Origin of the sequence: Pseudomonas lopnurensis (assembly GCF_015070855.1) — a bacterium.
Lineage (GTDB): Bacteria > Pseudomonadota > Gammaproteobacteria > Pseudomonadales > Pseudomonadaceae > Stutzerimonas > Stutzerimonas lopnurensis.
The window spans coordinates 1-6,055 of the sequence record NZ_JADDIX010000064.1; the positions used below are offsets into that span (position 1 = coordinate 1).

The window sequence follows — 6,055 nt, forward strand, 5'->3', positions numbered from 1 at the left end:
TGATCTACATCGCGGCGATGATCCTGATCGGCTTCATCGCCTACCGCGCCACCAAGAACTTCTCCGACTACATCCTCGGCGGGCGCAGCCTCGGCAGCTTCGTCACCGCGCTGTCGGCCGGCGCCTCGGACATGAGCGGCTGGCTGCTGATGGGCCTGCCCGGGGCGATCTTCGTCGCCGGCCTGTCGGAAAGCTGGATCGCCATCGGCCTGATCGTCGGCGCCTGGCTGAACTGGCTGTTCGTCGCCGGGCGTCTGCGCGTGCACACCGAGCACAACCACAACGCGCTGACCCTGCCGGACTACTTCTCCCACCGCTTCGAGGACCAGAGCCGCCTGCTGCGGATCTTCTCCGCGCTGGTGATCCTGGTGTTCTTCACCATCTACTGCGCCTCGGGCGTGGTGGCCGGCGCACGGCTGTTCGAGTCGACCTTCGGCATGCCGTACGAATACGCGCTGTGGGTCGGCGCGGCGGCGACCATCCTCTACGTGTTCATCGGCGGCTTCCTGGCGGTGAGCTGGACCGACACCGTGCAGGCCACGCTGATGATCTTCGCGTTGCTGATCACGCCGCTGTTCGTCATCCTCGCCCTGGGCGACATGGGCACCGTGATGGCCACCATCGAAGCGCAGAACCCGGCCAACTTCGACATGTTCCGTGGCCTGTCCTTCGTCGCCATCATCTCGCTGCTGGCCTGGGGCCTGGGCTACTTCGGCCAGCCGCACATCCTGGTGCGCTTCATGGCCGCCGACTCGATCAAGACCATCCCCAACGCCCGGCGCATCGGCATGACCTGGATGATCCTGACCCTGGCCGGGGCGGTGGCGGTGGGCTTTCTCGGCATCGCCTACTTCGCCGACCACCCGGAGCAGGCGGGCGCGGTGAGCCAGAACGGCGAGCGGGTGTTCATGGAACTGGTGAAGATCCTGTTCAACCCGTGGGTGGCCGGCATCATCCTCTCCGGTGTGCTGGCGGCGGTGATGAGCACCCTCAGCGCCCAGCTGCTGGTCAGCTCCAGCGCCCTGACCCAGGACTTCTACAAGGCCATGCTGCGCAAGAACGCCTCGCAGACCGAGCTGGTGTGGGTCGGCCGCGGCATGGTGCTGCTGATCGCGCTGATCGCCATCGGCATCGCCTCCAACCCGGAGAGCAAGGTGCTGGGCCTGGTGTCCTACGCCTGGGCCGGCTTCGGCGCGGCGTTCGGTCCGGTGGTGCTGATCTCGCTGCTGTGGAAGCGCATGACGCGCAACGGCGCGCTGGTGGGCATGCTGGTCGGTGCGGTTACCGTGGTGGTGTGGAAGGAATTCATCGGCCTGGGCCTGTACGAGATCATCCCCGGCTTCATCCTCGCCAGCCTCGCCATCTTCGTGGTGAGCAAGCTGGACGCCGAACCGGCGCCGAGCATCGTCAAGCGCTTCGAGGAAGCCGACGCGGACTACCACGCCGGCTGATGAGAGGGTGGCTTGCATGGCGGAGGGTGGGCTGAAGCCCACCCTACAAAGCCGCCGCGCATTACCAGGCCGCTCGATGGAACCGGTACCGAATTGTGCCGAACCCCACGTAGGGTGGGCTTCAGCCCACCGTTCCCCGGCGCTGAGCCAGCGGGGCGCCAAGTGTCGCCAAATGCCTCGAGGAATAAGGGGCAGGGCTCGGCAGGCCACTTTGGATCAGCTGCGCCTGCACCTGGCTGGATGGGATTGCCATCTACTCTGCAAATCGAATCACGAAACCCCGGCTAGCCGGGGTTTTGCGTTTTCTGGCCCAGGCCTAGTCGTCGGCGACCAGGTTGGAGCGATCATCCACCGCCCCGGCGGCGATCAGGTGCTCGGCCTCGTCTTCCGGTACGTGGATGCTGGCGCCATCGACATTCAGTACCGACATGCGCGCCTGCGGGTCGGTGGTGATGCGTACATCCATGAGTGCATAGCGGTGCGTGGTGCCGTCGATGACGACGGAGCAAGTGCCGGTGGTGGTGTCGATCTGAACAGTCATGGGACCTCCCGCTAATAGCCGTTGGGCCGCGTCGTTTCGCGCGGCTTTTCCATTTCGACCATCGATACGGGTGTTGCGTTGTGCGGCAAAGAAGGAAAATCACGCTTAAATGTTATGATATAACATGATAGATTCTCCCTCCGCACACCGGACCTCGACCAGAGGTTCAGCGCACACAGCCCTCTATCGGTTGCCTCGGAAGGCAACCGCCATTGTCTGGAGAGTCACATGAAACTGAAGCGTCATCCCCTGGCCTGGGCCATCAGCCTGGCCTTGGTCCCGGCCGTCTGGGCGGCCGATCCGGTCGAACTCGAGTCGGTAGTGGTCAGCGCCAGCGCCCTGGCCAAGCAGAGCCACGAGATGACCACGCCGGCGGCGGTGATGGAGAACGACGAACTGGTGCTGCGTCGCGAGGCGACGCTCGGCGAAACCCTGGAAAGTCTGCCCGGCATGCGCTCCAGCAGTTTCGGTGCCGGGGCCGCGCGCCCGGTGATTCGCGGGCTGGACGGTGCGCGGGTGAAGGTGCTGAGCGATGGCGTGGAACTGCTCGACGCCTCTACCATCAGCCCCGACCATGCGGTGACCAGCGAGCCGCTGCTGGCCGAGCGCATCGAAGTGCTCAAGGGGCCGGCAACGCTGCTGTACGGCGGCGGCGCCATGGGTGGCGTGGTCAACGTGATCGACAAGAAGATCCCCACCCGCGTCCCGGAGAAGGGTTACGAAGGCGAGCTGGAGCTGCGTGCCAACAGCGTCGCCAACGAGGGGGCAGGGGTGTTCGGCATCACCGCCGGCAGCGGCCATTTCGCCGTGCGTGCCGAAGGCGCCAAGCGCCGGGCCGACGAATACGAAATCCCCGGTTCGCCGAACAAACAGGAAGGCTCCTATAACGACACCGACAGCTTCAACCTGGGTGCCAGCTTCATCGGCGAGCGCGGCTATATCGGCATGGCCTATGGCGAGCAGAACAACCGCTACGGGCTGCTAGCCCACGAGCACGCCGATTGCCACACCCACGGCAGCGATTGGCATTGCGGTGGCCACGACGACCACGATCACGATCATGACGAGCACGGCAGCGTGCCCTACGTCGACATGCGGCAGAAGCGCTGGGACCTGCGCGGCGAGCTGAGCGATCCGCTGCCGGGCTTCGAGCTGGCGCGCCTGCGCGTCGGTCACAGCGACTACCAGCACCAGGAAGTCGAGGGCGGCGAAGTGGGCACCCGCTTCGATAACGACGCCACCGATGCGCGCCTGGAACTGACCCATCGACCACTGTTCGGCTGGCGCGGGGTGGTCGGCGCGCAAACTCTGCGCCGCGACTTCCAGGCCCTTGGCGAGGAGGCCTATGTGCCGCCGACGCTGACGCGCAACCACGGCCTGTTCCTGCTCGAGGAATACACCGCCGGCGCCTGGCGCTATGAACTCGGCCTGCGCCACGAATGGCAGGACATCGATGCCGATGGCCGTCCGGACACCGATCACAGCGGCACGTCCGTTTCCGCCGGCGCGGTCTGGACCTTCGCCCCGCAATACTCGCTGGGCTTCTCGCTGACGCGCTCGCAACGCCTGCCGACCGCCGAGGAGCTCTACGCCAACGGCCCGCACGCCGCGACCCGCACCGTCGAGCTGGGCAACGTCGATCTCGAAGAAGAGACATCGCACAATGCCGAAATCACCCTGCGTAAATTCTCCGGGCGCACCACGTTCAGCCTGAGCCTGTTCCGCAACCAGGTGGACGACTTCATCCATGCCGCCGACACCGGCCACGACATCGGCGGTGGCTACCGCGAGATCGAGTACCGCCAGCAGGACGCGGTGCTTACCGGCGCGGAAGGGGAGGTGCGCTTCCAGGCCACCGACGCCACCGCCTTCACCCTGTTCGGCGACCACGTGCGCGGCAGGCTGCGCGATGGCGGTGGCGACCTGCCGCGCATCCCGGCCGATCGCCTGGGCATGCGGGTGGACCAGCGCTTCACCCCGGCGCTCAACGGCCAGCTGGAGTTCTATCGCGTGCAGCGCCAGGACGACCTGGCCGACTACGAGACCGAAAGCGGCGGCTACGACATGCTCGGCGCGAGCCTCGGTTACAGCGGCTCGCTGGACCGGACCGACTACCTGCTCTACCTCAAGGCCAACAACCTGCTGGACGAAAAGGCGCGCCAGCACACCTCCTTCATCAAGGACGAGGTGCTGCTGCCCGGGCGCAACCTGACCGTGGGCGTGCGCCTGACGTTCTGAGGCCGCGCCGCCGCGGTGTGGTCGAACTGCGAAAACAGCCGTCAGGGCAATTGCGCTATGCGCTATTGCGCAACGGCTATTCGATAAACGCGTTGGAGGCCTGAAAGCTGGACGATGCCGGTTTTCACCCAGCCCCGGCCTGCTTGTCGTTCGGCCCTCCAGCCTTCCAGCGCTGTTTGCGGCCCTTTGAGCGACCTGGTAGAACCGGCCAGTCATGAGCACACGCGTCGGTGACGCGCTATCCTTGCGCCCCTCGATCGTTCCGCCGCTGTTGCCGCTCGGCCCGGTCGTTGCCGATCCGGCGGCGGAACGTCAGGACACACAAGGAAAATACGTCCCATGAACGTCAGCACACCCACCCTGATCACTTTCGTGATCTACATCGCGGCGATGATCCTGATCGGCTTCATCGCCTACCGCGCCACCAAGAACTTCTCCGACTACATCCTCGGCGGGCGCAGCCTCGGCAGCTTCGTCACCGCGCTGTCGGCCGGCGCCTCGGACATGAGCGGCTGGCTGCTGATGGGCCTGCCCGGGGCGATCTTCGTCGCCGGCCTGTCGGAAAGCTGGATCGCCATCGGCCTGATCGTCGGCGCCTGGCTGAACTGGCTGTTCGTCGCCGGGCGTCTGCGCGTGCACACCGAGCACAACCACAACGCGCTGACCCTGCCGGACTACTTCTCCCACCGCTTCGAGGACCAGAGCCGCCTGCTGCGGATCTTCTCCGCGCTGGTGATCCTGGTGTTCTTCACCATCTACTGCGCCTCGGGCGTGGTGGCCGGCGCACGGCTGTTCGAGTCGACCTTCGGCATGCCGTACGAATACGCGCTGTGGGTCGGCGCGGCGGCGACCATCCTCTACGTGTTCATCGGCGGCTTCCTGGCGGTGAGCTGGACCGACACCGTGCAGGCCACGCTGATGATCTTCGCGTTGCTGATCACGCCGCTGTTCGTCATCCTCGCCCTGGGCGACATGGGCACCGTGATGGCCACCATCGAAGCGCAGAACCCGGCCAACTTCGACATGTTCCGTGGCCTGTCCTTCGTCGCCATCATCTCGCTGCTGGCCTGGGGCCTGGGCTACTTCGGCCAGCCGCACATCCTGGTGCGCTTCATGGCCGCCGACTCGATCAAGACCATCCCCAACGCCCGGCGCATCGGCATGACCTGGATGATCCTGACCCTGGCCGGGGCGGTGGCGGTGGGCTTTCTCGGCATCGCCTACTTCGCCGACCACCCGGAGCAGGCGGGCGCGGTGAGCCAGAACGGCGAGCGGGTGTTCATGGAACTGGTGAAGATCCTGTTCAACCCGTGGGTGGCCGGCATCATCCTCTCCGGTGTGCTGGCGGCGGTGATGAGCACCCTCAGCGCCCAGCTGCTGGTCAGCTCCAGCGCCCTGACCCAGGACTTCTACAAGGCCATGCTGCGCAAGAACGCCTCGCAGACCGAGCTGGTGTGGGTCGGCCGCGGCATGGTGCTGCTGATCGCGCTGATCGCCATCGGCATCGCCTCCAACCCGGAGAGCAAGGTGCTGGGCCTGGTGTCCTACGCCTGGGCCGGCTTCGGCGCGGCGTTCGGTCCGGTGGTGCTGATCTCGCTGCTGTGGAAGCGCATGACGCGCAACGGCGCGCTGGTGGGCATGCTGGTCGGTGCGGTTACCGTGGTGGTGTGGAAGGAATTCATCGGCCTGGGCCTGTACGAGATCATCCCCGGCTTCATCCTCGCCAGCCTCGCCATCTTCGTGGTGAGCAAGCTGGACGCCGAACCGGCGCCGAGCATCGTCAAGCGCTTCGAGGAAGCCGACGCGGACTACCACGCCGGCTGAT

The 6,055-nt window shown here is 65.9% G+C and carries 4 protein-coding genes; 3 read left to right on the forward strand and 1 reads right to left on the reverse strand.

What is annotated here, in order from left to right; translation table 11 throughout:
- Window positions 1-2 precede the first annotated feature (2 nt).
- The gene (gene putP / locus IN820_RS12480) at window positions 3-1,451 is read left to right on the forward strand and encodes a sodium/proline symporter PutP (RefSeq protein WP_328822085.1); all 1,449 of its coding nucleotides are present in this window, start codon (window positions 3-5) and stop codon (window positions 1,449-1,451) included.
- Between the two features lie 316 nt (window positions 1,452-1,767).
- Here the strand turns inward: putP (IN820_RS12480) and IN820_RS12485 are convergent, their stop codons facing one another.
- Complete coding sequence (locus IN820_RS12485; RefSeq protein WP_193681299.1) at window positions 1,768-1,992, reverse strand: DUF3203 family protein; 225 nt, start codon at window positions 1,990-1,992, stop codon at window positions 1,768-1,770.
- A 228-nt stretch (window positions 1,993-2,220) separates the two neighbouring features.
- On the opposite strand from IN820_RS12485, the gene IN820_RS12490 reads away from it, so the two are divergent.
- Window positions 2,221-4,230 carry a TonB-dependent receptor gene (locus IN820_RS12490; protein ID WP_193681300.1) on the forward strand — a complete coding sequence of 670 codons (2,010 nt, stop codon included), beginning with the start codon at window positions 2,221-2,223 and terminating at the stop codon, window positions 4,228-4,230.
- A gap of 339 nt (window positions 4,231-4,569) precedes the next feature.
- Window positions 4,570-6,054: a sodium/proline symporter PutP gene (gene putP, locus IN820_RS12495; protein ID WP_193681301.1), complete on the forward strand. Its 1,485-nt coding sequence runs from the start codon at window positions 4,570-4,572 to the stop codon at window positions 6,052-6,054.
- Window position 6,055: the final 1 nt, after the last annotated feature.